Below are 26,641 nucleotides of genomic sequence, written 5' to 3' on the forward strand. Positions count from 1 at the left end.
GTTACTTCCTCAATTGTTTGGCGTTGGCAAACAGTGCTGCCATGGCACCACTGGCAGCAGGCTTGCTTTCGTTACGGGGTGCATTACGGTCACGCGATGGGTTGTTACCAGGCTTGCCGCTGCGGGGTTGCCCGCCACGTTGGCCTTCGACCTTTTCACCAGGCGTATCGCTCATGCGCATGGACAGACCCACACGGTTACGGGGAATGTCCACTTCCATGACCTTGACCTTCACGATATCGCCTGCCTTGACCACTTCGTAGGGGTCTTTGACAAACTTCTCGGACAAGGCGCTGATGTGTACCAAGCCGTCCTGGTGTACACCGATATCGACGAACGCACCAAAGTTGGTCACGTTGGTCACAACACCTTCGAGAATCATACCGGGCTTGAGATCCTTGAGGGATTCAACGCCTTCCTGGAATTCTGCTGTCTTGAACTCGGGGCGCGGGTCTCGCCCCGGCTTGTCCAGCTCGCTCAGGATATCCGTCACGGTCGGCAGGCCAAAGGTTTCATCAGTAAATTTCTTTGGATCCAGGCGCTTCAGGAAGCTGGAGTCTCCAATCAGGGAGCGAATATCACGGCCGGTATCAGCAGCGATACGCTCGACGACAGGGTAGGCTTCCGGGTGAACGCCAGAGGCATCCAGTGGATTGCTGCCGCTCATGACCCGCAGGAAGCCTGCAGCCTGCTCGAATGTCTTGTCTCCCAGGCGACTCACTTTCTTCAACTCGTGACGGGACTTGAAAGCACCATTCAGGTCGCGGTAGGCCACGATATTCTGCGCCAGCGTTGCGTTCAGACCGGAGATACGGGCCAGCAGCGCTGCAGAGGCCGTGTTTACGTCCACCCCTACGGCGTTTACGCAGTCTTCCACCACAGCATCCAGGCTACGAGCCAGCTTGAGTTGTGAGACGTCATGCTGGTACTGGCCCACGCCAATGGACTTGGGCTCGATCTTGACCAGCTCAGCCAGCGGATCCTGCAAGCGGCGAGCAATAGATACAGCGCCACGCAAAGAAACATCCAAATCCGGAAATTCCTTGGCTGCAAGTTCGGACGCTGAGTACACCGAGGCGCCAGCTTCGCTGACCATGATTTTGGTCATCTTGAGGCCCGGGTATTTCTTGATCAGTTCTCCCGCCAGTTTATCGGTCTCGCGGCTAGCCGTGCCGTTGCCAATGGCAATCAGGTCGACGCCATGCTTGGCACACAGCTTCGCCAGCGTATCGATGGTCTGGTCCCACTGGTTTTTCGGGGCGTGCGGATACACGGTATCGGTGGCCAGCAGCTTGCCGGTTGAGTCGACCACGGCGACTTTCACGCCCGTTCGCAGTCCTGGGTCCAGACCCAGCGTGGCACGTGGGCCAGCAGGTGCTGCCAGCAACAGATCATGCAGGTTGCGTGCGAATACGCTGATGGCATCATCTTCAGCCTTTTCACGCAGCTCGCCCAGCAGATCGGTTTCCAGCGAGGTGTACAGCTTAACCTTCCAGGTCCAGCGCACGACTTCCGCCAGCCATTTGTCTGCTGCGCGATTCTGATTCTTCACCTCGAAATGCTCGGCAATCATTATCTCGCAAGGGTGCATGGTCCCAGGTGCTTCATCGCCTACCTTGAGCGAGGCACTCAGGATGCCTTCGTTACGGCCGCGGAAGATCGCAAGGGCTCGGTGGGACGGTACATTTCTGAAAAGCTCGTCATGTTCGAAATAGTCACTGAACTTGGCGCCTTCCTGCTCCTTCCCGGTCACCAGACGAGCTGAAAGTGTCGCCTCCTGCTTCAGGAATGCGCGCAGCTTTTCCAGGAGGTCGGCATCTTCGGCAAAACGCTCCATCAGAATGTATTTGGCACCCTCCAGGGCCGCTTTTGCGTCGGCGACGCCTTTGTCCGCATCTACATAGCCGGCGGCTTCGGTCTCGGGAGAAAGCGTTGGGTCATTGAGCAAGGCATCTGCCAGTGGGCCAAGGCCGGCTTCCAGGGCAATCTGGCCCTTGGTACGACGCTTCTGCTTATAGGGCAGATAAAGGTCTTCAAGACGGGTCTTGGTATCGGCCTGCTTGATCTCGCGGGCTAGCTCCGGCGTGAGTTTACCTTGCTCGTCGATGCTGGCCAGGATCGCCGTGCGACGCTCTTCCAGCTCGCGCAGGTAGCGCAGGCGCTCTTCCAGATGACGCAGGTGCGTATCGTCGAGGCTGCCGGTGACTTCTTTTCTATAACGGGCGATGAAAGGAACCGTCGATCCCTCATCAAGCAGCGCCACGGCTGCGGCGACCTGTTGTGGGCGGACGCCGAGCTCTTCGGCGATGCGGGAGTTGATACTGTCCATGAAACCACCTGAAAACCAGAGAAGCGGGCCTGACCGGCAGGCTTGAAGCGCTGCATTATACCCGTCGGGTATCAACGCGCTGCGGCAATTTGCCAAGGATAAGTGTGTGCTTTCAACTTCTTATGCAGGCTAATCCCCCATTCTCAGGAAAAATCTGCTAACAATGGACTGTCCCTCTGCGGACGAGGCCTGCGCCATAATCCACTTCCCTATTTGAAGGAGTTGACATGAGCACCACCCCCGTTACGGAAGGTGAAAAGATTCTGGTCGTAGATGACGATGCTCGTCTGCGTCGCCTGCTCGAGCGTTTTCTGGCCGAGCAGGGCTACCGTGTGCGTACCGTGGAAAGCACCGAGCAGATGGACCGCCTGATGTCCCGTGAGCTTTTCCATCTGGTCGTGCTGGATCTGATGATGCCGGGCGAAGACGGTATGTCGGCCTGCGCCCGTCTGCGTGAGCAGAACAACCAGATCCCGATCATCATGCTGACGGCCAAGGGCGATGAGGGCAGTCGCATCCAGGGGCTTGAGCAGGGCGCCGATGACTATCTGGCCAAGCCTTTCAACCCTCGCGAACTTCTGGCCCGTATCAAGGCCGTTCTGCGCCGGCAAGCACCCCAGGTTCCGGGCGCACCGGGCAGCGAAGATGCCGTCGTAACCTTTGGTGATTATGAGCTTTCGCTGGCGACCCGCGAACTCAAACGCGGTGATGAAGTGCATATGCTGACCACCGGTGAATTTGCCGTGCTCAAGGCGCTGGTCCAGCATGCGCGCGAGCCGCTGACCCGCGACAAGTTGATGAACCTGGCACGTGGCCGTGAGTGGGATGCGCTAGAACGGTCGATCGATGTACAGATTTCCCGTCTGCGCCGCATGATCGAGCCTGATCCCTCCAAGCCTCGCTATATCCAGACGGTCTGGGGGGTTGGCTACGTATTCGTGCCGGACGGCAATAAGTAACAGTCCGGCACTTAGGGACGCCTTCAGGCGAACAAGCCGTTGTGAACACCTACCAACAGGAAGATGCCCAGCAGCGCTCGATAGACAATGAAGATCCAGGTCGAAAAGCGTTCCAGAAAGCGCATCAGACCCCAGATGGCTGCAAACGCCGAAAGGCTTGCTACCAGGATGCCTACCAGCAGAAGCGACCAGGCTTCTGCCGGGATGGACGCATGCCAGAGCACGACCAGTTCTTTCAAGCCAGCCAGGGCAATCGCGGGCAGGCCCAGCAGGAAAGAAAAGCGGGCTGCTTCTTCACGCTTTAAGTTGAGGAACATGGCCGCAGTCAATGTCGAGCCGGAGCGGGATACTCCTGGAATCAACGCGCCAATTTGTGCAATTCCAACAATCAAGGCGTCGCGCAGGCGCATTTCACTCATGTCGCGCTTGTGCTTGCAGGTCAGCTCGGCAATGGCCAGCAACGCCGCCATGCCCAAACAGGCATAGCCAATGACATTCAAGCCCCGTAAAGGCGAGTCGCAGGCATTGAGCACAGGGGAAAGCGCAAGCCCGACCACACAGATAGGGATTGTCGCCAGAATGATTGCCATGGCCAGGACAAAGGCGCGACTGTTGTAGTCCTTATGACGAATTGCATTGACGCTGCCGGTGGTAACGGAGCTGACGTCACGCCAGAAATAACTGATGACAGCTGCCAGAGCTGCCATCTGCATTGCAGCGGAAAAGGCGGAACCAGGATCTTGCCAACCTAACAGGGCTGGAACGACACGCATGTGAGCAGTAGAGGAAATTGGCAGGAGCTCGGTGATACCCTGCACAACACCTAGGAAAATAACCTGGGCGTAACTAAGGGAAGCAAAGCCAATGTCCAAGCCGGTATGGCACATATCGGACACGAAATATCTCCAGTGTGGGAGGTCTTTGAAAAGAGTCGGGCAAATGTATCAAAGTGTTTCTTAGCGAAACGAGGCTGTGAGGCATTTAAAAAGCCGTTTTGTTCAGTCACTCAACAAAATCGATGCCTTTTCTATGAAGCAGGTCTTTATAGGGTGGCAATATGCTCGGAGCGTCAATGACGTGTGGTTACTATGAAAACGCCTGCCTGGTTCCCTCAAAGCTTCTTCGCACGCTCGCTCTGGCTGGTTCTGATTGCCGTACTGTTTTCCAAGGCGCTGACGCTGGTTTACCTGCTGCTCAACGAAGATGTATTGGTTGATCGCCAATACAGTCATGGCGCTGCACTGACGTTGCGGGCCTACTGGGCCGCTGATCCGGATGACCGTCCCGCTGTCGCTCAGGCATCCGGGCTGCACTATGAATCGCCGGAAACGGTGCCAGCGGGTGAGTATCATTGGCCTTACAGTGAAATTTTCGACCGCCAGATGCAGCAGGAACTGGGTCCGGATACCCAAGTCAGGGTTCGTGTACAGCAGGGGCCTGCACTTTGGGTGCTGGCGCCATCGCTGGGGCCTGATTGGATCAAGATACCGCTGTACGCTCACCCCCTGCGAGGCCAGCGAATCTGGAGTGTGCTGGGTTGGTTCTTCGGGATTGGCCTGTTTTCTACCGCCGTGGCCTGGGTGTTTGTCGGCCAGCTGAACCGGCCACTCAAACGGCTCGTCTATGCCGCCCGCGAGCTGGGTAAAGGGCATAGCGTACGCCTGCCGGAAAGTGATGCGCCAAGCGAGATCATGGAGGTCTATCATGCCTTCAATCAGATGGCTCACGATGTCGAGCAGGTTGGACGCGAGCGTGAGCTGATGTTGGCCGGCGTGTCCCACGACCTGCGCACGCCGCTTACCCGTCTACGCCTCTCAGTCGAATTGCTGCCTGAAATGGACGAAATGACGGAGGACATGGTCCGCGATATCGAGGATATGAACCTGATTCTCGATCAGTTCCTGGCATTTATACGTGATGGACGCGATGAGCCTTTAGAAGAAACGAACCTGAATGACCTGATTCAGGAAACCGTGGCGCCTTACAACCAGAATGAGGAGCGGGTCCGTCTCTCCCAGACCGATGTGCCGCCCGTGGCTTTGCGGCGTGTGTCGATCAAGCGGATGCTGACCAACCTCCTGGAAAATGCGTTCAAGCATGGAGGCGGCGCCGTGGAGGTCAGGGCTCACGTAGGTGGAGATTCGACAGCGCCCTATGTTGTGCTGAGCGTTCTGGACCAGGGACCGGGCATTGATCCCAGTGAGATAGAGGAAATCTTCAATCCTTTCATTCGGGGCAACCGGGCGCGTACCGGCTCTGGTACCGGGCTGGGGCTGGCCATCGTCAGGCGTATTGCCGCCCAGCATGGTGGCAGCGTAGAGCTGCGTAATCGTGAGGGTGGCGGAGTCGAGGCGCGCGTCTTGTTGCCACTAGGTCTGCTGCTGCCTCGTACCGCCAGCTGATCTGACGCTACCAGTGGAGTCCGTCATGATCGAGGCGGGCTTCCTGACCATATGGCCAGGCTTGGTTATCCGGGCCGTGTCCACTAGGCAGACCCGAGAACAACGGAACACCATGAGGCTCCAGCCATTCAGCAATAATCTCTTCAAGGCTGTGTACCACACCCTTGCGTGGGCAATCCGTAAAGGTGCCCAGGCATACGGCGCCAAGCCTGGCGCTATCGATACTGTTCAATAGCTGCCACAGACTACGCTCGATGCGATAGTACGGCTCACCTACATCCTCCAGGATCAGAATGGCGCCGTCAGGCGCATACAGTCCATAGCCGGTGCCCTCGGTACTGGCCAGTGCCGTCAGGTTGCCGCCAATCAGCGGTCCTTGTATGGACTTGAGCGAGTGATTGACCGGTTGGGCTGGCAGATGCCCTCCGGCCGTTCTCAGCAGCCGATCGAGACTGCGAAACGAGTCCTCATGACGCAGCTGTTCTTCACCGTCATATCGTTTGGCCAATGCCGTAGCCACTGGACCATGTACTGCAGGCAGACTTTGCCGATGAAAGGCGCTGAGCATGATCGAGATATCGGAGAAACCAATCAGCGGTTTAGGGCCAGCCCGCCTGATGCGCTCCCAATCCAGATGCGGTAAAAGCTGAGCACACCCATAGCCGCCCCGCAAACACCAGACAGCACTAACCTTTGGATTCTCAAAGGCCGCATAAACATCGGCCAGGCGCTGATCCACTGTACCCGCAAGATAACGATGACGTGCCTGTACGTGCTCGCCTGCAACATACGGAACCTCCATCTCACGCAACCGAGCGTAGGTAGTTTCCAGCGCATCGTTGGCAATTGCTGCCGCTGGTGCAATTAGCGCTACCTTGCCCCCGAAACTGGAGGCATCAAGAAGAGACGTGCTGCCTGTCATCCCTTAGCCTTTGCCTTTGGTACGTGTCAGGTTGGGGCCACTGTTCTTTTCCAGATACTGGATGATCATGCCCGCAATGTCCTGGTTGGTCGTTTGCTCGATGCCTTCCAGGCCCGGTGAGGAGTTCACCTCCATGACCAGCGGACCATGATTGGAGCGAAGAATATCGACACCGGCCACATTCAGCCCCAGCACCTTGGCGGCTCTAATGGCGGCCATACGCTCTTCAGGCGTAATTTTCACCAGACTTGCCGTGCCGCCGCGATGCAGGTTGGAGCGGAACTCGCCGGGCTTGGCCTGGCGTTTCATGGCGGCAATCACCTTGTCACCCACCACAAAGCAGCGAATATCCGCACCGCCTGCCTCGCGGATATACTCCTGCACCATGATGTTCTGCTTGAGTCCCATGAATGCTTCCAGTACCGACTCGGCAGCCTTTTCGGTTTCACACAGCACCACGCCGATTCCCTGAGTACCCTCCAGCAGCTTGATGACCAGCGGAGCACCGCCAACCATGCGGATAAGGTCCGGTACATCATCTGGAGAGTGCGCAAAGCCTGTCACCGGCAGGCCAACACCCTTGCGTGACATCAACTGTAGGGAGCGCAGCTTGTCTCGGGCTCGGCTGATGGCGACGGACTCATTGAGCGGAAAGACGCCCATCATTTCGAACTGCCGCAGCACTGCGCAGCCATAAAACGTTACCGATGCCCCAATTCGCGGAATCACGGCATCGAAGTCTTCGAGCGGCTTGCCTCTATAGTGAATCTGCGGTTTGTGGCTTGCGATATTCATATACGCGCGCAACGTATCGATCACGACCATCTGATGACCACGTTGCTCCCCGGCTTCCACCAGGCGACGAGTGGAATACAGGCGAGGATTACGCGACAGCACAGCGATTTTCATGCAGCACCCGGAGCGGGAGAGAGGGATAGGATGGGTTTGTCTTGCGCATAGCTGACGGCCGGATTCACGATCAGGCCACCCTCGACCAAGGCTTTCGAGCCTAGAAGCATGCGGTAACGCATGCTCTTGCGGCAGGCCAGGGTAAATTCCACTGGCCAGGATCGATTACCCAGAGCGAGATTGGTTCGAATCACATAGCGGTTCTGAGCATGGCCATTGGAGCTTCGTATGGTCTTCTTGGCTACCAACGGGGCTTCGCAATGCCGGTGCCGGGACTGCACCAGTGTGCCCAGATGGACCGTAAAACGCACCCAGCGTTCACCGTTACGCTCAAAAGGAACAACTTCCGTTGCATGCAGGGCTGAAGTGCTCGCACCTGTGTCGATCTTGGCCCTCAGGCCGATTACGCCCAGGTCCGGCAGGGCGACCCATTCACGTAGGCCGATAATGGCCAGCTCGTCGAGTGTGTCCAAGCGTAATCCTTGAAGTCGGGATCAGTGTCCCCATATCTGCTTATCGATGGAGGCCAGCGCATTGAACGCAGGCTTGGCAAACCAGTAACCCTGCATCAACGTGATACCAATGTCACGCAGGCAATCACGCTCGGCAGCGGTTTCAATACCTTCGGCAATGATCTGGATGTTCAACTCCGTACACATGGAGACGACGGCTCGAACAATGGCCTGCCGGATTCGATCATGATCGATATTGCGAATCAAGGCCATATCCAGCTTGATCAGATCCGGTTGAAAAGCGGCTAGCAGGTTCAAGCCTGAATGTCCGGCACCAAAGTCGTCAATCGCCGTCATGAAGCCGAACTGGCGATATTCCTTCAGGATATGCATTAGATGCTGGCTATCACCAATATGCTCGCTTTCAACTGTTTCAAAAATAAGATTGCTCAACGGAAAGTCATGCCGTTTGGCCGCCTCCAGTGTGCTGCGAATGCACAGCTCCGGTCGATAGACGGCATTTGGAAGAAAGTTGATGGAAAGTTTTTCCTTCATTCCAAGCTTTGCTGCGCCTGAAATCGCCTTGGTGCGGCATAACTGATCGAAACGATAGCGGTTATGCGCATCCACCCGCTCAAGCACTGAAAGCGCACCCTGGCCTTCCGGGCCACGGACCAGCGCCTCGTGAGCAAAGATACTGCGAGTGGTTACGTCAACAATAGGCTGATAGGCAAAGGCGAAATCGAACCCAAGGGGTTCACTCTGGTGGCAGCCCTGGCAGCGCATAGGGTTGGTTAATTCTTCAGGAAAGAAGGTCTTCATGATCGTACCGTTAGAATGCCCGTAACCAGCCCTGGTCTAATGGCAAAAATTGATAAGTATTCGGAGCGTTTTCGTTAATGACGTCTATTCAAGATATAGATGAAAAAGTCCGCCTGGATAAGTGGCTGTGGGCTGCACGGTTCTTCAAGACACGAGCACTGGCCAAGGCTGCTATAGAAGGAGGCAAGGTTCAATGTCGGGGTGAGCGGTGTAAGCCCAGCAAAGAGCCCAAGGTCGGTGATGAGCTGACGATTCGTCAGGGGTTCGATGAGAAGACCGTCATAGTCCTCTCCCTGTCTCAACAGCGTCGCGGAGCACCCGAGGCCCAGTTACTGTATCGGGAGACAGAGGAAAGTCTTGAGCGTCGCGAGCGGGCTACGGCCATGCGCAAGGCAGGAGCGCTTGGGTTGGCAACGGATGGAAGGCCAACCAAGAAACAGCGCCGTCAGATTCATCGATTCCGGGGCGACGCTGATTCTCGGGCCAATGACTAGATGAGCAGTCAGTAGTGCTTGACCAGGCTCATCTGCCGGATAACAGGAATATGAGCTGCTACACGAAACAGCGGCGCAGTTAAACGAAGGAACATGCGGCTACCGGCATTGGCCAGCGGCGTATAAAACCCCCAGGCCATTGCCAGTAGTGCAACGGCAATACCGCCCATATAGTCATCCGAAGCCCAGTGAGCACCGGCGACCAGGCGCGGCATCATGAAAAGCATTACCAGTAGCCAAGTGACGATAAGTTGTAATGGGTTGCGCGTAAAAGCCGTTAGAAAGAGGCCCCAGAGCAGAAGAACCGAAGCATGATCCCCCGGAAAGCTGGCGCCGGAGCGATCTTTGAGCTCCCAGGCCTTTTCCCAGGACTGGAAGTAATCGCTCATGTGAATGGCATACGTCAGCATGTCGGATGGACTGGCATGCTGCAGGCCGGCGGCTTCGATAGCCTTGGTGAACAGGTTGCGGATCAGCAGCAAGGCTAGCAGTACCGTAAGCAAGCCGAAGAAGGCGCTACGGACCTGCTCTGGTTTGAACACCCAATTCCCACGTATCGTAAGTGTGAGAAGAATAATGCCCACAACGATGTCGAATGGCCTCAGGCTGGCAACGGCCCAGACGTGTAGCCAGACCGTATTGCTTTCCAGCGGTGCGTTCAGCGCACGGAAGAGATGCGCATCCAGATCCAGAAGAGTGGTGCGTACGGAAGGGATAAGCCAGAGAATAATCAACAGCAGCGCCACGAGGTGGCTGATTAGAAATGCTCGCCATTGCCACTTGGCTTGGAAGAGTGTGGCATTGTCCATAGAATGAAATGAATCCATATGAATAAACAGAAAGCGTGACCGCACGGGAGTGTTGTCACGCTTTTGTCATTTTCCCTGTTCAAGCGTACTTTTGTCATGACCCCATTCGATTACACACAGCGTTTCCTGTTTGAAGACACCGACGTTCGCGGCGAACTTGCATTGCTTGAAAGAAGCTATGTAGAGGTGCTTGCCAAACACCCTTATCCAGAACCCGTCGCGCAGCTGTTGGGTGAAATGCTTGCAGCAGCTGCCTTGCTGTGCGGCACGCTCAAGTTCGACGGTCTGCTGGTATTGCAGGCACGCTCCAGCGGTGCGATTCCTCTATTGATGGTGGAGTGCTCGAGCGCCCGAGAGGTGCGCGGTATCGCCCGCTACAATGCCGACGACATCGCTCCTGATGCCACGCTGAAAGATCTAATGCCCGAAGGTATTCTTGCCATTACGGTCGATCCGACCAACGGTCAGCGTTATCAAGGGATCGTTCCTCTCGAAGGCCAGACGCTCGCTGAATGCCTTTCAGGCTACTTCGCCACGTCCGAGCAGCTGCCTACCCGCTTCTGGCTCAATGCCGATGGACGGCGCGCTCGTGGGCTCCTGCTCCAACAGCTGCCAGCGGACAAACACAAGGACAAAGAGTCGCGCGACGCCAGCTGGGAGCACCTTACAACCCTCGGCAATACGCTGACTGCAGAAGAGCTGTTGGGGTTACCCAACGAAACGGTACTTCATCGTCTCTATCATGAAGAAACCGTCAGAGTCTTTGATCCTCAAATCGTCGAATTCCATTGTGGCTGTTCTAGGGAACGTTCTGCCAATGCGCTTGTCTCTGTGGGCCAGGAAGATGTCGAACTGCTATTGCAGGAGCAGGGTGGTCAGATAGAAATCGACTGCCAGTTCTGCAATCAGCGATACCTGTTCGACGCTGCCGATGTCGCGCAGATTTTTGCAGGCGGTGGAAGCCAAACACCGCAAGAAACCCGTCACTAAGCATTGCATTCAGGAATAGGCTTTCTGGCATAATCGCGCGACTTCGTTTTTTATGTAGCCAAACTCGGGTTAAGCTACAAAACGCAAAAGGACCGGCCGAGGGCCGACGGGGAACTACATGACGCAAGCCAACGTTTATACCGATATTAGCGCCGCGCAGCTGGTAGAAGAGGCGCTTCGGCGCGGCGAGGGTGAGTTAGCCGCCAATGGCTCTCTTGTAGTCAAGACTGGACATCGCACCGGCCGCTCGCCAGCCGACCGCTTCATTGTTGAAGAGTCGTCTACCCGTGATGCCATCGATTGGGGTTCTATCAACCGTCCTTTTCCAGCGGAAAAGTTCGATGCGCTATGGGATCGCGTTTCAACCTATGTAGGTGAGCGGGATCACTTCGTTTCGCATGTGCATGTAGGCTCCGATCCAGAGCACTACCTTGCAGTCAAGATGACTACGGAAACCGCCTGGCACAACCTGTTTGGCCGTTGCCTGTTCATCAACCCGGAAAGTTACAACCCTCAGTCCCGCCAGGAGTGGGAAATCCTTAACGCCCCTTGGTTTGTCTGCGAGCCGGAGCGTGATGGAACCAATTCCGATGGCACCGTCATCATTAACTTTGCTGCTCGCAAGGTATTAATCGCGGGCATGCGTTATGCCGGTGAAATGAAGAAGGCCATGTTCTCGGTGCAAAACTTCCTGCTGCCTGAGCATGATGTACTTCCTATGCACTGTGCGGCCAACATGGGCGAAGAGGGCGACGTTACGCTGTTCTTTGGCCTGTCGGGAACAGGTAAGACGACGCTATCTGCCGATGAAAGCCGTTACCTGATCGGTGACGACGAGCATGGCTGGGGTGTCGGCACCGTCTTTAATATAGAGGGCGGCTGCTATGCTAAGTGTATCGACCTGTCCGAAAAGAATGAGCCTGTCATCTGGAAAGCCATTCAGTTCGGCGCTGTGCTGGAAAACGTGGTGCTTGATCCACAGTCGCGCCAGCCAGATTATTCGGACGATAGTCTGACCCAGAACAGCCGAGCGGCCTATCCTCGTGAGTTGATCGAAAAGCGTGCGGAACTGAACCGCGGTGGCGAGCCTAATGCAGTAATCTTTCTCACCTGCGATCTGACGGGTGTGCTGCCTCCTGTATCTATCCTTAATAACGAGCAGGCGGCTTATCATTTCCTTTCGGGTTACACTGCGCTGGTGGGTTCTACTGAAATGGGATCGGGGGCTGGCATCAAATCCACTTTCTCTACCTGTTTCGGTGCACCCTTCTTCCCGCGTCCGGCGGCCGAGTACGCTGAGCTTCTCATCAAGCGTATCAATGGGTTCGGCTCCAAAGTTTACCTGGTGAACACTGGGTGGACTGGGGGCGGTTACGGTGTAGGCAAGCGCTTCAATATCCCAACGACACGAGCAGTGATTGCCGCTATTCAAAGTGGGGCGCTGGTCGATGTTGAAACCGAGCATTTGCCCATTATCAACCTTGATGTTCCCAAGGTCGTAGCTGGTGTCGATACTGCATTGCTCAACCCGCGTAACACTTGGGAAGATAAAAATGCCTATGATGAATCGGCCAAGGCGCTGGCAGGCAAGTTCATCGAGAACTTCAAAAAGTTCAGTGGCGTCTCCGAAGCGATTAAGGCAGCTGGTCCACAGTTATAATCGTTAGGCTGAAAACAAAGGGTCGCTTAAGCGACCCTTTGTTTTTTAAGAAAAAATTTAAGAAAAACGCATTTAATGATTGCATGTGAAAAATTAAATGCATAAAATGCGCCCGCCTTGAACATGTAAGTCCACTGGTTGGCGGTCAAGGCAACGTAAGTTGAGGAAAAGTAAGAAAATCCTTGACACGACGGCAGCAAGCAAATAGAATGCTGCCTCCTTTGGAGGGATTCCCGAGCGGCCAAAGGGATCAGACTGTAAATCTGACGTCTACGACTTCGAAGGTTCGAATCCTTCTCCCTCCACCAAATTGCAAGAGCTACAGGCTCTGCGGGTATAGTTCAGTGGTAGAACCTCAGCCTTCCAAGCTGATGATGCGGGTTCGATTCCCGCTACCCGCTCCAGTTTGTTGTAGTTTGCTCATGTAGCTCAGTTGGTAGAGCACACCCTTGGTAAGGGTGAGGTCAGCGGTTCAAATCCGCTCATGAGCTCCATTATTAAGGGCAGATATGAGAATATCTGCCTTTATTTTATGGCGGCGTTACTTGCTCAATTCTTGATGGGAGAGAGTGTCGATGGCTAAAGAAAAATTTGAACGTAACAAACCGCACGTCAACGTCGGCACCATCGGCCACGTCGACCATGGTAAGACAACGCTGACTGCAGCACTGACCAAGGTTTGCTCTGAAACTTGGGGTGGTTCTGCCCGTAACTTCGACCAGATCGATAACGCTCCGGAAGAAAAAGCGCGCGGTATTACCATTAACACTTCCCACGTTGAGTACGATTCGGCCACTCGCCACTACGCTCACGTTGACTGCCCTGGCCACGCTGACTATGTGAAGAACATGATCACCGGTGCTGCGCAGATGGACGGTGCGATCCTGGTTTGCTCGGCAGCTGACGGCCCCATGCCGCAGACTCGTGAGCACATCCTGCTGTCCCGTCAGGTAGGCGTTCCTTACATTGTCGTGTTCCTGAACAAGGCCGACATGGTTGACGATGCCGAGCTGCTCGAGCTGGTAGAAATGGAAGTTCGCGATCTGCTGAACACCTATGACTTCCCAGGTGACGACACTCCGATCGTTGTAGGTTCCGCGCTGATGGCGCTGGAAGGCAAAGACGACAACGAAATCGGTGTTTCTGCTGTGCGTAAGCTGGTTGAAACTCTGGATGCCTACATCCCTGAGCCGGTTCGTGCAATCGACCAGCCGTTCCTGATGCCGATCGAAGACGTATTCTCCATCTCTGGTCGCGGTACTGTAGTAACGGGCCGTGTTGAGCGTGGTATCGTCAAGGTGGGTGAGGAAGTTGAAATCGTAGGTATCAAAGCTACGACCAAAACTACCTGCACCGGCGTTGAAATGTTCCGTAAGCTGCTAGACGAAGGTCGTGCAGGTGAGAACGTTGGCGCCCTGCTGCGTGGTACCAAGCGTGAAGACGTTGAGCGTGGTCAGGTTCTGGCCAAGCCGGGCACCATCAAGCCGCACACCAAGTTCGAGTGCGAAGTGTACGTTCTGTCCAAGGAAGAAGGTGGTCGTCATACTCCGTTCTTCAAGGGCTACCGTCCTCAGTTCTACTTCCGTACTACTGACGTGACTGGTAACTGCGAACTGCCGGAAGGCGTTGAGATGGTAATGCCGGGCGACAACATCAAGATGGTTGTTACCCTGATCGCTCCGATCGCCATGGAAGAAGGTCTGCGTTTCGCTATTCGCGAAGGCGGCCGTACCGTAGGCGCCGGCGTGGTTGCCAAGATCGTCGAATAAGTTCTTGATCTTGGGTTGTTAGGCCGGCATAATAGCCGGCCTGATTTAAGTTACAGGCCAGTAGCTCAATTGGCAGAGCGGCGGTCTCCAAAACCGCAGGTTGGGGGTTCGATTCCCTCCTGGCCTGCCAGATTTAATCTGGCATTTCCTGACAGGATTTCAATTGATGAGCGTCAAGGCGGAAGCCAAAGAGTCACGCTTCGATGCGATGAAGTGGCTTGTGGTCGTCTTGCTGGTAGCAGTAGGTGTTGTTGCTAACCACTACTACTCAGCCCAGCCGATCCTGTATCGCGTTATCGGTTTGCTGGTTCTGGGTGCTGTAGCTGCTTTCGTTGCATTACAGACTGTCAAAGGGCAAGCGTTTTTCACGCTGCTCAAAGAGGCGCGCACCGAGATTCGTAAGGTTGTCTGGCCTAGTAGGCAAGAGACAACTCAGACCACATTGATTGTGGTTGCAGTAGTGCTGGTCATGGCGCTGCTGCTATGGGGATTAGATTCCCTGCTCGGATGGCTTGTTTCCATGATCGTAGGTTAAGGGTTCGCCGTGGCTAAGCGTTGGTACGTAGTGCATGCATACTCGGGTTACGAGAAGCATGTCATGCGCTCTTTGATTGAGCGCGTCAAGCTTGCCGGAATGGAAGATGAGTTCGGCGATATTCTGGTTCCCACTGAAGAAGTAGTGGAAATGCGTAATGGCCAGAAGCGCAAAAGCGAACGTAAATTCTTTCCAGGTTATGTGCTCGTTCAGATGGAAATGAACGAAGGTACTTGGCACCTCGTTAAAGATACCCCGCGGGTTATGGGTTTTATTGGTGGGACGGCTGATAAGCCAGCACCGATTACTGATCGTGAGGCAGAGGCGATTCTTCGTCGTGTTTCCGATAGTAGTGATAAGCCCAAGCCGAAAACACTGTTTGAGCCAGGTGAGACTGTTCGTGTTATCGATGGTCCGTTTGCTGACTTCAATGGTGTTGTCGAAGAAGTGAATTACGAAAAAAGCCGGATTCAAGTGGCTGTCCTGATTTTTGGACGTTCTACGCCGGTTGAGCTGGAATTCAGTCAGGTCGAAAAAGTCGTCTAACTGATGCCTGGTCCCATACCCCGCAGTTTAGGCTGCGGGGTTTTGTCGTCAGTGGGATAAGGTGAATCAAACCGGGGAGCCTTAAGGCGTTAGACCCGTCATTGGAGTAGCAAATGGCTAAGAAAATCCAAGCTTATATCAAGCTGCAAGTTAAAGCGGCCCAAGCTAACCCAAGCCCGCCAGTAGGTCCGGCGCTGGGTCAGCATGGCGTGAACATCATGGAATTCTGTAAGGCATTCAACGCCCGTACCCAAGGTATGGAACCAGGTCTGCCTACTCCGGTAATTATTACCGTTTACAGTGACCGTAGCTTCACGTTTGAGACCAAGAGTACTCCTGCTTCCGTTCTTCTGAAGAAGGCTGCGGGCATTCAGAGCGGTTCTAGCCGTCCTAACTCTCAGAAAGTAGGCACCGTAACGCGTGCTCAGCTTGAAGAGATTGCTAAGACCAAGAATGCTGATCTGACTGCTGCTGATATGGATGCAGCTGTACGTACTATCGCTGGCTCTGCGCGTAGCATGGGCCTCAATGTGGAGGGCGTGTAATGGCCAAGCTCACTAAGCGTCAAAAGGCTATTGCTGCCAAGATTGAAGCAGGCAAGCAGTACAGCTTTGAAGAGGCTGCTGCGCTTCTGTCTCAGCTGTCCACTGTCAAGTTCAAAGAGTCGGTAGACGTTTCAGTTAATCTGGGCGTTGATCCTCGTAAATCTGACCAGGTTGTTCGTGGTGCTACCGTTCTGCCAAACGGTACTGGCAAGAGCGTCCGTGTAGCCGTGTTTACTCAGGGCCCCAATGCTGAAGCAGCGCTGGCTGCTGGTGCAGAAAAAGTGGGTATGGACGACTTGGCTGCCGAGATGAAAGCTGGCGATCTGAGCTATGACGTCGTGATTGCTTCTCCAGATGCAATGCGCGTAGTAGGTCAGTTGGGTCAGATCCTTGGTCCTCGTGGTCTGATGCCTAACCCCAAAGTTGGCACTGTGACTCCGGACGTTGCTACTGCAGTCAAGAACGCAAAGGCCGGTCAGGTTCGTTTCCGTACCGACAAGAACGGCATCATCCATGCCTCCGTTGGCAAGGTGGATTTCGAACCCGTTAAGCTCAAGCAGAACGTTGAAGCGCTGCTGGCTGACCTGAAGAGACTCAAGCCGTCTACTTCCAAAGGTATTTATGTCAAGCGCGTGACTCTGAGCACCACCATGGGCCCAGGTCTGCAGATTGATCAGGCTTCCTTGGAAGCCTAAGTGATTCGAGCGAAGCACTGCTTCGCTCTCTTATTGGGGTCCCTGCCTGGCGGGGGCTGTCCAAGACCGTAGGTGACGAAAGTCTTAAATTAAGCCTACGCAGATGGTGCTCCCGATTCGGTTACCGAGTCAGACACCAAAACGACGTCCGGCTTAGGTTGGGCGATACGGTAACATCCAGGAGTAAAACCCGTGGCAATTAAACTCGAAGACAAGAAGGCTATCGTCGCTGAAGTCAACGAGGCTGCCCAAAGTGCCCTGTCTGCTGTCGTGGCTGATGCCCGTGGCGTGACAGTAGGTGCAATGACCGGACTCCGTAAAGAGGCCCGTGCGGCTGGTGTTTACGTGAAAGTTGTGCGTAACACACTGCTGCGTCGCGCTGTTGAAGGTACTTCGTTTGACGTACTGAACGACGCGTTCAAAGGCCCGACCCTGATTGCTTTTTCCACTGAACATCCGGGCGCTGCTGCTCGCATTTTCAAGGAATTCGCCAAGGGTCAGGACAAGTTCGAGATCAAGGCAGCCGCGTTTGAAGGCAAGCTGATCCCAGCTAACCAGATCGACGTACTGGCAACTCTGCCAACCTACGACGAAGCTGTGTCCCAGCTGATGAGCGTTATCCAGGGCGCAACCAGCAAGCTGGCTCGTACTCTGGCAGCTATTCGCGACCAGAAAGAATCTGCTGCAGCCTAAGGCTAAGCATCTACTTTCTCGCTTTTTTGTTTAATTCTAGTGGCTACGAAGCCCCTAAACGATACAGGAATTAGAGTCATGGCTCTGACCAACGAAGATATCATCAACGCCGTATCCGAAATGTCCGTCATGCAAGTGGTCGAACTGATCAAGGCGATGGAAGAGAAGTTCGGTGTAACTGCTGCTGCCGCTGTAGCTGCTGGTCCGGCTGCTGCCGCTCCTGCTGCTGAAGAGCAGACTGAATTCACTATCATGTTGACCGAGGCTGGCGACAAGAAAGTGAACGTCATTAAGGTCGTTCGTGAACTGACTGGTCTGGGCCTGAAAGAAGCCAAGGCAGTTGTTGACGGCGCCCCTGGCGTTGTTAAAGAGGGCGTTTCCAAAGAGGAAGCCGAGGCTGCCAAGAAGTCTCTGGAAGAAGCTGGCGCCAAGGTCGAGCTCAAGTAAGCTCAGACATTGCGTCTACAGCCTGAGCGTTAAAGTTCGGCTGATGGCTGGTGGCAATAGCCACCGGCCTTTTTCTGTTTCGATGCAGCCCGGTCGGGCTTGTGATCAAATAGAAATAAAGAAGGCCATCATAGGTGATGGCGCAAACGATAACGTTTGCAAGATTTTCCGGCTGCTCCCGTCGGAGAGGCCAAACAAGCAGGTGACCAAGCTGGGGAACGCTGATGGCTTACTCATACACTGAGAAAAAACGTATCCGCAAGGACTTTAGCAAGTTGCCGCACGTTATGGACGTGCCGTATCTATTGGCTATCCAGCTGGATTCGTATCGCGAATTCCTGCAGGCGGGCGCAGGCAAAGATCAGCTCCGCGATATCGGTCTGCACGCGGCCTTCAAGTCCGTTTTCCCGATTATCAGTTATTCCGGCAATGCTGCCTTGGAATATGTCGGTTATCGCCTTGGCGAGCCGGCGTTCGATGTTAAAGAGTGTGTTCTGCGCGGCGTGACATTTGCTGTTCCGCTGCGAGTAAAAGTGCGCCTGATTATTTTTGATCGTGAGTCATCCAACAAGGCGATCAAAGACATCAAGGAGCAAGAAGTTTACATGGGGGAAATTCCCCTGATGACAGAAAACGGCACCTTCATTATCAATGGTACCGAGCGTGTCATCGTTTCCCAGTTGCACCGTTCTCCTGGTGTCTTCTTCGATCACGACCGTGGTAAGACCCACAGCTCCGGTAAGCTGCTGTATTCCGCTCGTATTATTCCTTACCGTGGTTCTTGGTTAGACTTCGAGTTTGACCCCAAGGACAGCGTATTCGTTCGTATCGACCGTCGCCGCAAGCTGCCTGCGACCGTTCTGCTGCGCGCGCTTGGTTACGGTACTGAAGAAGTGCTGGATATGTTCTACGACACCAACGTATTCCACATCAAGGGTGAAACCTTGAATCTGGAATTGGTGCCGCAGCGTCTGCGTGGCGAAATTGCCAGCTTTGATATTAAGGACAATGCAGGCAAGGTGATTGTAGAGCAGGGACGTCGTGTTACTGCGCGCCATATCAATCAGCTTGAAAAATCAGGTATCACCGAGCTGGAAGTGCCATTCGATTATGTTATTGGCCGTACTACTGCCAAGGCGATCGTGCATCCTGCTACTGGTGAAATTATTGCCGAGTGCAATACCGAGTTAACCCTCGATATGCTGGCAAAAATTGCAAAGGCAAATGTCGTCCGCATCGAAACGTTGTACACCAACGACATTGACTGTGGTCCGTTTGTTTCCGATACGCTGAAGATCGATTCCACAACCAATCAACTCGAAGCATTGGTTGAAATTTATCGTATGATGCGTCCAGGCGAGCCTCCAACCAAGGAAGCTGCCGAGACGCTATTTAACAACCTGTTCTTCAGCGCTGAGCGTTACGATCTATCTGCCGTTGGTCGTATGAAGTTCAACCGTCGTATCGGCCGTGACGAAATTGAAGGCCAGGGTGTACTGAGCCGCGAAGACATTGTTGACGTACTCAGAACGCTGGTTGATATTCGGAACGGTAAAGGTATCGTCGATGATATCGATCACCTAGGTAACCGTCGTGTACGTTGCGTAGGTGAGATGGCTGAGAATCAGTTCCGTGTTGGCCTGGTGCGTGTTGAGCGCGCGGTCAAGGAACGTCTATCGATGGCCGAAAGTGAAGGACTGATGCCGCAAGACCTGATCAATGCAAAGCCGGTGGCTGCTGCGATCAAGGAGTTTTTCGGATCGAGCCAGTTGTCTCAGTTCATGGACCAGAACAACCCGCTTTCTGAGATCACGCACAAGCGTCGTGTCTCAGCGCTCGGCCCGGGTGGTTTAACACGGGAGCGTGCGGGCTTTGAGGTTCGTGACGTTCACCCGACTCATTATGGTCGCGTATGTCCGATTGAGACACCAGAAGGCCCGAACATTGGTCTGATCAACTCGCTGGCAACCTATGCACGCACGAACCAGTATGGTTTCCTGGAAAGTCCTTATCGCGTAGTCAAGGATGCCGTGGCCTCTGATGAGATTGTGTTCCTGTCAGCGATCGAAGAAGCCAATCATGTCATCGCTCAGGCCTCTGCGGCTCTGGACGAAAATAACCGACTGGTCGATGAGCTTGTAGCGGTACGCCATCAGAACGAATTCACGGTTAAGAGCCCGGAAGACGTAACTCTGATGGATGTGTCACCCAAGCAGGTGGTTTCCGTTGCTGCTTCGCTGATTCCTTTCCTCGAGCACGATGATGCGAACCGTGCCCTTATGGGTTCGAACATGCAGCGTCAGGCTGTTCCGACTCTGCGTTCGGACAAGCCGCTAGTCGGAACGGGTATGGAGCGTAACGTAGCACGCGACTCTGGTGTTTGTGTTGTGGCACGTCGAGGCGGTGTGATCGACTCCGTTGACGCAAGCCGTATCGTGGTGCGCGTTGCTAATGCCGAAGTTGAAACGGGCGAGGCGGGTGTAGATATCTACAATCTGACCAAATATACCCGCTCCAACCAGAACACCTGCATTAACCAGCGTCCGCTGGTAAATAAGGGTGACGTCATTGCGCGAGGCGACATCCTGGCTGATGGCCCGTCTACCGATATGGGTGAGCTGGCACTGGGTCAGAATATGCGCGTTGCGTTTATGACCTGGAACGGCTTCAACTTCGAAGACTCGATCCTGTTGTCTGAGCGCGTTGTGCAGGAAGACCGCTTTACTACGATCCACATTCAGGAGTTGACCTGTGTGGCTCGTGATACAAAGCTCGGCCCAGAAGAAATCACTTCTGATATCCCGAACGTAGGTGAGGCAGCGCTTAACAAGCTTGATGAAGCCGGTATTGTTTACGTTGGTGCCGAGGTACAAGCAGGTGACATTCTGGTCGGTAAGGTAACGCCGAAAGGTGAAACCCAGCTGACTCCAGAAGAAAAGCTGCTACGTGCCATCTTCGGCGAAAAGGCGTCCGATGTTAAGGATACTTCCCTGCGGGTACCAACGGGTACTAAGGGTACGGTCATTGATGTACAAGTCTTTACCCGTGATGGGGTAGAGCGTGACTCTCGTGCACTGGCAATCGAGAAGTCCCAGCTCGACGAGATTCGCAAAGACCTCAACGAGGAGTTCCGTATCGTTGAAGGTGCCACCTTCGAGCGTCTCCGTCAGGCACTTGTAGGTCAGGTTGCGGATGGCGGACCGAATGTCAAAAAAGGTTCTGTCATTACTGACGAATACCTGGATGGTCTGGAGCGTGGCCAGTGGTTCAAGCTGCGTATGGCAGAAGATGCGCAAAACGAGCAGTTGGAAAAGGCTCAAGCCTATCTATCCGATCGCCGTCAGCTCTTGGACGACAAGTTCGAGGACAAGAAGCGCAAGCTGCAGCAAGGCGATGACCTGGCACCTGGCGTGCTTAAGATCGTGAAGGTTTACCTGGCAATCCGTCGCCGTATCCAGCCTGGTGACAAGATGGCAGGTCGTCACGGTAACAAGGGTGTGGTATCGGTCATCATGCCGGTTGAAGACATGCCTTACGATGAGACGGGTACTCCGGTTGACATCGTATTGAACCCGCTGGGTGTTCCGTCACGGATGAACGTTGGTCAGATTCTTGAAACGCACCTAGGCCTTGCTGCAAAGGGGTTGGGCGAGAAGATCAATCGCATGCTTGAAGAGCAACGCAAAGTAGCTGAGCTGCGTAGTTTCCTGCATGAGCTCTATAACGAGATCGGTGGCCGCCAGGAAAACCTGGATGAGCTGAGCGACGAAGAAGTGTTGCGTTTGGCTAAAAACCTGCGTGGTGGCGTGCCGATGGCTACGCCGGTCTTCGATGGTGCTAAGGAACGTGAAATCAAGGCTATGCTGAAGCTGGCTGATCTGCCCGAAAGTGGTCAGATGCGCCTGTTTGACGGCCGTACCGGTAATCAGTTCGAGCGTCCGGTTACTGTCGGCTACATGTATATGCTGAAGCTCAACCACCTGGTCGATGACAAGATGCATGCCCGTTCCACAGGATCGTATAGCCTGGTTACTCAGCAGCCGCTGGGTGGTAAGGCGCAGTTCGGTGGACAGCGTTTCGGAGAGATGGAGGTCTGGGCGCTGGAAGCTTATGGTGCCGCCTACACCCTTCAGGAAATGCTGACGGTCAAGTCGGACGATGTGAATGGCCGGACCAAGATGTACAAGAACATCGTGGACGGAGATCATCGTATGGAGGCCGGTATGCCGGAGTCCTTCAACGTACTGATCAAGGAAATTCGCTCGCTCGGTATCGATATCGAATTGGAAACCGAATAACACGCGACGCCAAGAAGGCATGGCCGTCAAGGCGGTCATGCCTGGTCCGTGAGGAGGAAAGGCCTTGAAAGACTTGCTGAATCTGTTGAAAAACCAGGGTCAACTCGAAGAGTTCGATGCCATTCGTATCGGTCTGGCCTCGCCCGAGATGATCCGTTCCTGGTCCTTTGGCGAAGTGAAGAAGCCCGAGACCATCAATTACCGTACGTTCAAGCCTGAGCGTGATGGTCTTTTCTGTGCCAAGATCTTTGGTCCAGTAAAGGACTACGAGTGCCTGTGCGGAAAGTACAAGCGCCTTAAGCACCGTGGCGTTATTTGTGAAAAGTGTGGTGTAGAAGTTGCGCTGGCTAAAGTGCGTCGTGAGCGCATGGGTCATATTGAGCTGGCATCCCCAGTTGCACACATTTGGTTTCTAAAGTCACTGCCGTCCCGTATCGGCCTGCTGCTGGACATGACTCTGCGGGATATCGAGCGAGTGCTCTATTTCGAGAGCTACGTTGTCATCGATCCGGGCATGACCACGCTTGAAAAATATCAGCTGCTCAATGACGAGCAGTACTTTGAAGCTCTTGAAGAGTTCGGTGACGATTTTGATGCTCGCATGGGCGCTGAAGCGGTTTTCGAATTGCTGGGCGGTATTGATCTAGAGCACGAAATTGGCCGCCTGCGCGAAGAAATTCCGCAAACCAATTCTGAAACCAAGATCAAGAAGCTATCCAAGCGCTTGAAGCTGATGGAGGCCTTCCAGGGCTCCGGCAATAAGCCTGAATGGATGGTCATGACGGTGCTGCCCGTTCTGCCTCCAGATCTGCGTCCGCTAGTTCCGCTAGATGGCGGCCGTTTTGCAACGTCTGATCTAAACGATCTTTATCGTCGCGTTATCAACCGTAATAACCGGCTGAAGCGCCTGCTTGATCTGTCTGCGCCCGATATTATCGTGCGTAACGAAAAGCGGATGCTGCAGGAGGCGGTTGATGCACTGCTGGATAATGGCCGTCGCGGTCGCGCAATCACGGGCTCTAACAAGCGTCCGCTGAAATCGCTGGCTGATATGATCAAGGGTAAGCAGGGCCGCTTCCGTCAAAACCTGCTGGGTAAGCGCGTGGATTATTCAGGCCGTTCGGTTATTACCGTAGGTCCGACCTTGCGTCTGCATCAGTGCGGTCTGCCCAAGAAAATGGCGTTGGAGCTATTCAAGCCATTCATCTTTGGCAAGCTGGAAGCTCGCGGTATGGCGACTACCATCAAGGCCGCCAAGAAAATGGTTGAGCGTGAGCTGCCTGAGGTCTGGGACGTTCTTGCCGATGTCATTCGCGAACACCCTGTATTGCTGAACCGTGCTCCGACGTTGCACCGCTTGGGTATTCAGGCGTTCGAGCCTGTGCTCATTGAAGGCAAGGCGATTCAGTTGCACCCATTGGTGTGTGCGGCTTATAACGCTGACTTCGATGGTGACCAGATGGCTGTCCACGTGCCGCTGACACTGGAAGCTCAGCTGGAAGCTCGCGCATTGATGATGTCGACCAACAACATCCTGTCGCCTGCTAATGGTGAGCCGATTATCGTGCCGTCGCAGGACGTGGTGCTGGGCCTCTATTACATGACGCGCGAGGCGGTGAACGCCAAGGGTGAAGGTCGTGTATTTGCTGACCTGCAGGAAGTCGATCGCGTATTCCGCGCTGGCGAAGCTGCGCTGCATGCCAAGATCAAGGTTCGTATCAATGAAAAGGTGAAGCAGAAGGACGGCTCTGTCGTTAGCAACACCCGTATCGTTGATACGACAGTAGGTCGTGCCTTGCTGTTCCAGGTCGTTCCTGCCGGTTTGCCGTTCGATGTCGTAAACCAGTCCATGAAGAAAAAGGCGATCTCCAAACTGATCAACCATTGCTATCGCGTGGTAGGTCTAAAGGATACCGTCATTTTTGCAGACCAACTCATGTACACCGGTTTCGCCTATTCGACCTTGTCGGGCGTTTCCATTGGCGTGAACGACTTCGTTATTCCAGACGAGAAGGCTCGTATCATTGATGCCGCTACGTCTGAAGTAAAAGAGATCGAAAGCCAGTATGCCTCTGGTCTGGTTACTCAGGGTGAGAAGTACAACAAGGTGATCGACCTTTGGTCGAAGGCTAACGACGAAGTATCCAAGGCGATGATGACCAATCTCTCGAAGGAGAAGGTGATCGATCGTGAGGGTAAGGAAGTTGATCAGGAGTCATTTAACTCCATGTATATGATGGCTGACTCAGGTGCGCGGGGCTCCGCTGCACAGATTCGTCAGTTAGCCGGTATGCGTGGTTTGATGGCCAAGCCTGATGGCTCCATCATCGAGACGCCTATTACTGCGAACTTCCGTGAAGGCTTGAACGTACTCCAGTACTTCATTTCCACACACGGCGCACGTAAAGGCTTGGCGGATACCGCCTTGAAAACTGCGAACTCAGGTTACCTGACTCGCCGTCTGGTTGACGTTGCGCAAGACTTGGTTGTAACCGAAGTCGACTGTGGTACCGAGCATGGCCTGGTTATGACGCCGCACATCGAAGGTGGCGACGTGGTCGAGCCGTTGGGTGAGCGCGTCCTCGGTCGGACCATTGCACGTGATGTCTTCAAGCCCGGTGCGGATGACGAAGTCATTGTTCCTGCAGGCACTCTGGTAGATGAGCGTTGGGTTGAGTTCCTCGAGCTGAATAGCGTAGACGAGGTAGTGGTTCGCTCTCCAATTACCTGTGAAACACGTCATGGTATCTGTGCCAAGTGCTACGGCCGTGATCTGGCTCGCGGACATCAGGTCAATATCGGTGAGGCGGTTGGCGTTATTGCTGCTCAGTCGATTGGTGAGCCTGGTACACAGCTGACCATGCGTACGTTCCACATTGGTGGCGCGGCCAGCCGTACATCCGCAGCGGACAATGTTCAGGTGAAGAACGGCGGTACCATCCGTCTGCATAACCTGAAACACGTTGAACGCGCTGACGGTGCGTTGGTTGCTGTATCCCGTTCCGGTGAGCTGGCTATCGCGGATGACTTTGGTCGTGAACGTGAGCGCTATCGTCTGCCGTACGGTGCAGTAATCTCTGTCAAGGAAGGTGACAAGGTTGAGCCGGGTGCTGTGGTGGCCAAGTGGGATCCGCATACCCACCCGATCGTAACGGAGATGGACGGTACCGTAGCCTTTGTCGGCATGGAAGAAGGTATCACGATCAAGCGTCAGACCGATGAGTTGACAGGTTTGACCAATATCGAAGTATTGGATATCAAAGATCGTCCAAGCTCCGGTAAAGACATTCGTCCGGCTGTAAAGTTGATTGATGCAAATGGTCGCGACTTACTGTTGCCAGGTACTGACGTACCAGCCCAGTACTTCCTGCCGCCCAATGCACTGGTTAACCTGAACGATGGTGCCAAGGTTCATGTGGGTGACGTCATTGCACGTATCCCGCAGGAAACATCGAAGACCCGAGATATTACGGGTGGTCTGCCGCGTGTGGCTGACTTGTTCGAAGCGCGTCGTCCAAAAGAGCCGGCTATTCTTGCGGAAATCAGCGGTACGATTTCTTTTGGTAAGGAAACAAAAGGCAAGCGTCGTTTGGTAATTACGCCTACCGACGGTAGTGAACCGTACGAAGAGCTGATTCCTAAGTGGCGTCACCTTAACGTCTTTGAGGGCGAGCAGGTGAGTCGCGGTGAGGTTATCTCCGATGGCCCAAGCAATCCGCATGACATCCTTCGGTTGTTAGGCGTAAGTGCGCTGGCAAAATACATCGTGAATGAGATTCAGGATGTATATCGTCTGCAAGGCGTGAAGATCAACGACAAGCACATTGAGACCATCCTGCGCCAGATGCTGCGCAAGGTGGAGGTGAGTGAAGTTGGTGATTCAAGCTTCATCAAGGGTGATCAGATGGAGTTGACTCAGGTGCTGGAAGAAAATGAGCGCCTGGTTGCAGAAGATAAGTTCATTTCCAAGTACGAGCGTGTGCTGCTGGGTATCACGAAGGCATCCTTGTCAACGGAATCCTTTATTTCGGCAGCTTCCTTCCAGGAGACAACGCGCGTTCTTACTGAGGCGGCGGTAACAGGTAAGCGTGACTTCCTGCGTGGCCTGAAGGAGAACGTTGTTGTGGGTCGTCTGATCCCGGCGGGTACTGGTCTGGCTTATCACAGCGAGCGCAAGCGTCAGCGGGAAATTGGCAAGCCTCAGCGTGTGAGTGCGAGCGAGGCGGAAGCTGCGCTGACCGAAGCGTTGAACTCAAGTGGTAGCTAAGCAGTAAATCAAACGAAGCCTTGGCCGAGTGGTCAGGGCTTCGTATTGACGGTACGGGAGAACCTCTTTAGACTTTCGTACCCCGAAAATTGGCAGGG

Annotated in this window: 21 protein-coding genes and 4 tRNA genes; 18 read left to right on the forward strand and 7 right to left on the reverse strand. The window is 54.3% G+C overall.

Annotated elements, in window-relative coordinates:
- Nucleotide 1 precedes the first annotated feature (1 nt).
- Nucleotides 2-2,329, reverse strand: coding sequence for a Tex family protein (locus GM154_RS13330; RefSeq protein WP_219652504.1), 2,328 nt, complete (start codon nucleotides 2,327-2,329; stop codon nucleotides 2-4).
- A 227-nt stretch (nucleotides 2,330-2,556) separates the two neighbouring features.
- On the opposite strand from GM154_RS13330, the gene ompR reads away from it, so the two are divergent.
- Entirely contained in the window at nucleotides 2,557-3,288 is a 732-nt protein-coding gene (ompR, locus tag GM154_RS13335; protein ID WP_010796726.1) for a two-component system response regulator OmpR, read from the forward strand.
- A 23-nt stretch (nucleotides 3,289-3,311) separates the two neighbouring features.
- Here ompR and GM154_RS13340 read toward each other — a convergent pair whose 3' ends face one another.
- A complete protein-coding gene (locus tag GM154_RS13340) occupies nucleotides 3,312-4,175 on the reverse strand; it encodes an undecaprenyl-diphosphate phosphatase (protein WP_219854971.1) in 864 nt (287 codons plus the stop codon).
- Nucleotides 4,176-4,376: 201 nt separating this feature from the next.
- Here GM154_RS13340 and GM154_RS13345 point away from each other — a divergent pair, with 201 nt between their 5' ends.
- Nucleotides 4,377-5,690 (forward strand): ATP-binding protein, encoded by a 1,314-nt coding sequence (locus GM154_RS13345; protein ID WP_219652505.1) that lies wholly within the window; start codon nucleotides 4,377-4,379, stop codon nucleotides 5,688-5,690.
- Between the two features lie 7 nt (nucleotides 5,691-5,697).
- Here the strand turns inward: GM154_RS13345 and GM154_RS13350 are convergent, their stop codons facing one another.
- From GM154_RS13350 to GM154_RS13365, 4 genes are read right to left on the reverse strand one after another with little or no spacing between them, the layout of a single operon-like run.
- Entirely contained in the window at nucleotides 5,698-6,612 is a 915-nt protein-coding gene (locus GM154_RS13350; protein ID WP_219652506.1) for an LD-carboxypeptidase, read from the reverse strand.
- A gap of 3 nt (nucleotides 6,613-6,615) precedes the next feature.
- Nucleotides 6,616-7,521 carry a 30S ribosomal protein S6--L-glutamate ligase gene (gene rimK / locus GM154_RS13355; protein ID WP_010796730.1) on the reverse strand — a complete coding sequence of 302 codons (906 nt, stop codon included), beginning with the start codon at nucleotides 7,519-7,521 and terminating at the stop codon, nucleotides 6,616-6,618.
- Nucleotides 7,518-7,967 carry an ATP-dependent zinc protease gene (locus tag GM154_RS13360; protein WP_256205724.1) on the reverse strand — a complete coding sequence of 150 codons (450 nt, stop codon included), beginning with the start codon at nucleotides 7,965-7,967 and terminating at the stop codon, nucleotides 7,518-7,520. The genes rimK and GM154_RS13360 overlap by 4 nt, the downstream gene beginning before the upstream one ends.
- 48 nt (nucleotides 7,968-8,015) lie before the next feature.
- On the reverse strand, nucleotides 8,016-8,795 hold the full coding sequence (locus GM154_RS13365) for an EAL domain-containing protein (protein WP_219652507.1): 780 nt from the start codon (nucleotides 8,793-8,795) through the stop codon (nucleotides 8,016-8,018).
- Between the two features lie 77 nt (nucleotides 8,796-8,872).
- Between GM154_RS13365 and GM154_RS13370 the strand changes: the two genes are divergently transcribed.
- A complete protein-coding gene (locus tag GM154_RS13370) occupies nucleotides 8,873-9,289 on the forward strand; it encodes an RNA-binding S4 domain-containing protein (RefSeq protein WP_010796733.1) in 417 nt (138 codons plus the stop codon).
- A gap of 8 nt (nucleotides 9,290-9,297) precedes the next feature.
- On the opposite strand, the gene GM154_RS13375 is transcribed toward GM154_RS13370, so the two are convergent.
- Nucleotides 9,298-10,098 (reverse strand): phosphatase PAP2 family protein, encoded by an 801-nt coding sequence (locus tag GM154_RS13375; protein ID WP_074821646.1) that lies wholly within the window; start codon nucleotides 10,096-10,098, stop codon nucleotides 9,298-9,300.
- Nucleotides 10,099-10,194: 96 nt separating this feature from the next.
- On the opposite strand from GM154_RS13375, the gene hslO reads away from it, so the two are divergent.
- From hslO to rpoC, 15 genes are all read left to right on the forward strand, one after another.
- Nucleotides 10,195-11,088, forward strand: a complete 894-nt coding sequence (hslO, locus tag GM154_RS13380; RefSeq protein ID WP_074821755.1) for an Hsp33 family molecular chaperone HslO — start codon at nucleotides 10,195-10,197, stop codon at nucleotides 11,086-11,088.
- 118 nt (nucleotides 11,089-11,206) lie between these two features.
- On the forward strand, nucleotides 11,207-12,748 hold the full coding sequence (locus tag GM154_RS13385) for a phosphoenolpyruvate carboxykinase (protein ID WP_074821650.1): 1,542 nt from the start codon (nucleotides 11,207-11,209) through the stop codon (nucleotides 12,746-12,748).
- Nucleotides 12,749-12,971: 223 nt separating this feature from the next.
- Nucleotides 12,972-13,056, forward strand: a tRNA-Tyr gene (locus GM154_RS13390).
- Nucleotides 13,057-13,078: 22 nt separating this feature from the next.
- Nucleotides 13,079-13,152, forward strand: a tRNA-Gly gene (locus tag GM154_RS13395).
- Nucleotides 13,153-13,166: 14 nt separating this feature from the next.
- Nucleotides 13,167-13,242 (forward strand) — tRNA-Thr (locus GM154_RS13400).
- A gap of 81 nt (nucleotides 13,243-13,323) precedes the next feature.
- Nucleotides 13,324-14,517, forward strand: a complete 1,194-nt coding sequence (gene tuf / locus GM154_RS13405; RefSeq protein ID WP_010796738.1) for an elongation factor Tu — start codon at nucleotides 13,324-13,326, stop codon at nucleotides 14,515-14,517.
- Nucleotides 14,518-14,571: 54 nt separating this feature from the next.
- A tRNA-Trp gene (locus GM154_RS13410) sits at nucleotides 14,572-14,647 on the forward strand.
- A gap of 36 nt (nucleotides 14,648-14,683) precedes the next feature.
- A complete protein-coding gene (gene secE, locus GM154_RS13415; protein WP_019366107.1) occupies nucleotides 14,684-15,052 on the forward strand; it encodes a preprotein translocase subunit SecE in 369 nt (122 codons plus the stop codon).
- A 9-nt stretch (nucleotides 15,053-15,061) separates the two neighbouring features.
- A complete protein-coding gene (gene nusG / locus GM154_RS13420; RefSeq protein ID WP_074830397.1) occupies nucleotides 15,062-15,598 on the forward strand; it encodes a transcription termination/antitermination protein NusG in 537 nt (178 codons plus the stop codon).
- A 113-nt stretch (nucleotides 15,599-15,711) separates the two neighbouring features.
- Nucleotides 15,712-16,143 carry a 50S ribosomal protein L11 gene (gene rplK, locus GM154_RS13425; protein ID WP_010796741.1) on the forward strand — a complete coding sequence of 144 codons (432 nt, stop codon included), beginning with the start codon at nucleotides 15,712-15,714 and terminating at the stop codon, nucleotides 16,141-16,143.
- Entirely contained in the window at nucleotides 16,143-16,838 is a 696-nt protein-coding gene (gene rplA, locus GM154_RS13430; RefSeq protein WP_010796742.1) for a 50S ribosomal protein L1, read from the forward strand. The genes rplK and rplA overlap by 1 nt, the downstream gene beginning before the upstream one ends.
- Nucleotides 16,839-17,030: 192 nt before the next feature.
- Complete coding sequence (gene rplJ, locus GM154_RS13435; protein WP_010796743.1) at nucleotides 17,031-17,531, forward strand: 50S ribosomal protein L10; 501 nt, start codon at nucleotides 17,031-17,033, stop codon at nucleotides 17,529-17,531.
- A 78-nt stretch (nucleotides 17,532-17,609) separates the two neighbouring features.
- The gene (rplL, locus tag GM154_RS13440) at nucleotides 17,610-17,978 is read left to right on the forward strand and encodes a 50S ribosomal protein L7/L12 (RefSeq protein WP_010796744.1); all 369 of its coding nucleotides are present in this window, start codon (nucleotides 17,610-17,612) and stop codon (nucleotides 17,976-17,978) included.
- Nucleotides 17,979-18,202: 224 nt separating this feature from the next.
- Nucleotides 18,203-22,276 carry a DNA-directed RNA polymerase subunit beta gene (rpoB, locus tag GM154_RS13445; protein ID WP_122043688.1) on the forward strand — a complete coding sequence of 1,358 codons (4,074 nt, stop codon included), beginning with the start codon at nucleotides 18,203-18,205 and terminating at the stop codon, nucleotides 22,274-22,276.
- 64 nt (nucleotides 22,277-22,340) lie between these two features.
- Nucleotides 22,341-26,543 (forward strand): DNA-directed RNA polymerase subunit beta', encoded by a 4,203-nt coding sequence (rpoC, locus tag GM154_RS13450; RefSeq protein WP_219652508.1) that lies wholly within the window; start codon nucleotides 22,341-22,343, stop codon nucleotides 26,541-26,543.
- Nucleotides 26,544-26,641 lie beyond the last annotated feature (98 nt).

Source organism: Pseudomonas sp. MAG002Y, from assembly GCF_019400845.1.
In the GTDB taxonomy this organism is placed as follows: Bacteria; Pseudomonadota; Gammaproteobacteria; order Pseudomonadales; family Pseudomonadaceae; genus Chryseomonas; species Chryseomonas luteola.

What these genes read in the sequence shown, in the direction of transcription:
- rpoB (WP_122043688.1), top strand. Translation starts at nt 18,203, where the DNA reads ATGGCTTACTCATACACTGAGAAAAAACGTATCCGCAAGGACTTTAGC.
- GM154_RS13385 (WP_074821650.1), top strand. Translation starts at nt 11,207, where the DNA reads ATGACGCAAGCCAACGTTTATACCGATATTAGCGCCGCGCAGCTGGTA.
- GM154_RS13340 (WP_219854971.1), bottom strand. Translation starts at nt 4,175, where the DNA reads ATGTGCCATACCGGCTTGGACATTGGCTTTGCTTCCCTTAGTTACGCC.
- ompR (WP_010796726.1), top strand. Translation starts at nt 2,557, where the DNA reads ATGAGCACCACCCCCGTTACGGAAGGTGAAAAGATTCTGGTCGTAGAT.
- hslO (WP_074821755.1), top strand. Translation starts at nt 10,195, where the DNA reads ATGACCCCATTCGATTACACACAGCGTTTCCTGTTTGAAGACACCGAC.
- GM154_RS13365 (WP_219652507.1), bottom strand. Translation starts at nt 8,795, where the DNA reads ATGAAGACCTTCTTTCCTGAAGAATTAACCAACCCTATGCGCTGCCAG.
- rimK (WP_010796730.1), bottom strand. Translation starts at nt 7,521, where the DNA reads ATGAAAATCGCTGTGCTGTCGCGTAATCCTCGCCTGTATTCCACTCGT.
- rplK (WP_010796741.1), top strand. Translation starts at nt 15,712, where the DNA reads ATGGCTAAGAAAATCCAAGCTTATATCAAGCTGCAAGTTAAAGCGGCC.
- rplA (WP_010796742.1), top strand. Translation starts at nt 16,143, where the DNA reads ATGGCCAAGCTCACTAAGCGTCAAAAGGCTATTGCTGCCAAGATTGAA.
- secE (WP_019366107.1), top strand. Translation starts at nt 14,684, where the DNA reads ATGAGCGTCAAGGCGGAAGCCAAAGAGTCACGCTTCGATGCGATGAAG.
- GM154_RS13370 (WP_010796733.1), top strand. Translation starts at nt 8,873, where the DNA reads ATGACGTCTATTCAAGATATAGATGAAAAAGTCCGCCTGGATAAGTGG.
- GM154_RS13345 (WP_219652505.1), top strand. Translation starts at nt 4,377, where the DNA reads ATGAAAACGCCTGCCTGGTTCCCTCAAAGCTTCTTCGCACGCTCGCTC.
- GM154_RS13350 (WP_219652506.1), bottom strand. Translation starts at nt 6,612, where the DNA reads ATGACAGGCAGCACGTCTCTTCTTGATGCCTCCAGTTTCGGGGGCAAG.
- GM154_RS13375 (WP_074821646.1), bottom strand. Translation starts at nt 10,098, where the DNA reads ATGGACAATGCCACACTCTTCCAAGCCAAGTGGCAATGGCGAGCATTT.
- rplL (WP_010796744.1), top strand. Translation starts at nt 17,610, where the DNA reads ATGGCTCTGACCAACGAAGATATCATCAACGCCGTATCCGAAATGTCC.
- GM154_RS13330 (WP_219652504.1), bottom strand. Translation starts at nt 2,329, where the DNA reads ATGGACAGTATCAACTCCCGCATCGCCGAAGAGCTCGGCGTCCGCCCA.
- tuf (WP_010796738.1), top strand. Translation starts at nt 13,324, where the DNA reads ATGGCTAAAGAAAAATTTGAACGTAACAAACCGCACGTCAACGTCGGC.